This is a genomic window from Variovorax glucosi (assembly GCF_051216695.1).
GTDB lineage: Bacteria > Pseudomonadota > Gammaproteobacteria > Burkholderiales > Burkholderiaceae_C > Variovorax.
In genome coordinates, this window is sequence record NZ_JBPJZE010000151.1 from 1 (window position 1) to 1,311 (window position 1,311).

At 65.4% G+C, this 1,311-nt stretch carries 1 protein-coding gene; it reads right to left on the reverse strand.

Annotated elements, in window-relative coordinates:
• Positions 1–156: 156 nt before the first annotated feature.
• A complete protein-coding gene (locus tag ACSFA3_RS23755) occupies positions 157–1,071 on the reverse strand; it encodes a hypothetical protein (RefSeq protein WP_435468709.1) in 915 nt (304 codons plus the stop codon).
• Between the last annotated feature and the right edge of the window lie 240 nt (positions 1,072–1,311).

Here is a 1,311-nt window from a genome sequence, read left to right on the forward strand (position 1 = left end):
GGATGCGCGGCTGCTCGCTGAGGCGCAGCGGCGGCGCGGGCAATTCGGTGGTGACGGGCCCAGCCGACGATGCCGCGGGTTGCGCGCCCTGTGCATGCGCGCCCATGGCGCAGGCGAACAGCAGCGACGCAAAGGTCCTGGGAAACGGCACATTCATCATTCCGAAATCTCCACTTCGATATTCGTGATCGCCAGCATGTCTTTCCCGTGCGTCACGCCGACGGAAAAGGCCACGCCCTTGCGGCTGCCCGCGACATAGCCGGAGCGCTCGTCCAGGCTCGACTCCATCTCTTCGAGCAGCGGCGACAGCTGCTTGTAGAAGGCCAGCACTTTTTCCATGCTGTCGGTGGTCTGCAGGCGCAGCACGCGTTTGGCCTTGGCGTCGCTCAGCGCGTCCTGTGCGGTGCGGTATATCTGCGACTTCGGGTACAGCGGCACGTCAGCGGAGAAGCTCTTCGGCCGCTCGACGGGGCGTGCGGCGGTGTGCGCGGCATCCAGCGTGGTGTATTCGGTCTTCGCAATCTTCTCGCCCTTGCCGAACTGCAGTTCTTCGGGCACCTGGCGGCTCCATGCAATCAGCGGCTGCGCCTTGGTGCGGTCGAAGCCGGGACGCAAGAAGACCGACAGCACCGCGTGCTGATCGTCCAGGCAACCGGTGGAGGCCGAACCCGTGCCGCACTGGCGATGCACGAGCGCCGCGGCCAGCACATTGCCGCTGCGGCTGTCGAGCAGCACAGCCGCGCGCTCACTGCCGCCATAAGGCCGCCGGTACGACGACACCAGCCGCTGGTCGCCGGGCAATGCCTGCTCCTTGCGATCATTGCGCGAGGACAACCCCTCGATCAGTTGTTCGGCAAGCAGGCCTTCAGGCCAGTAGTAAGAACCGGACGCCATGCCGGTGAGGCGGGTCACGGCAAGATCGAAAGCGGGGGCTTGAGTGGCTTCCTGCACGCGGTCGGTGTTCAGCGTCAGGACGGCATCGGCAGCGAAGGCAGGAGTCGCTGCGCCGAAGGTGTAGAGAAGAAGAGCCAGAAGAGTGGGAGGAGCGGAGCGAAGTCGAAAAAAAGGCATGCAGAGAGTTGAGATGAACGATGCGTTCGCCCGGGTTGTTCCGTGCGAGCGCGGGCCTGGATTCTAGAAGGCGCGCGCAACGCAAGACGTGCATCGTTTCATCGCGGGAGCCCCCCGCCTCCGCGCTCACACGGCCGCAGCCGCAATCTCCAGTTGCGTCAACCGCCGCGCCATGCGCCCGACAAAATTCTGCGTCACATGCGGCAGCACGCGCTGCGACGGCACCACGATGCCGACCTG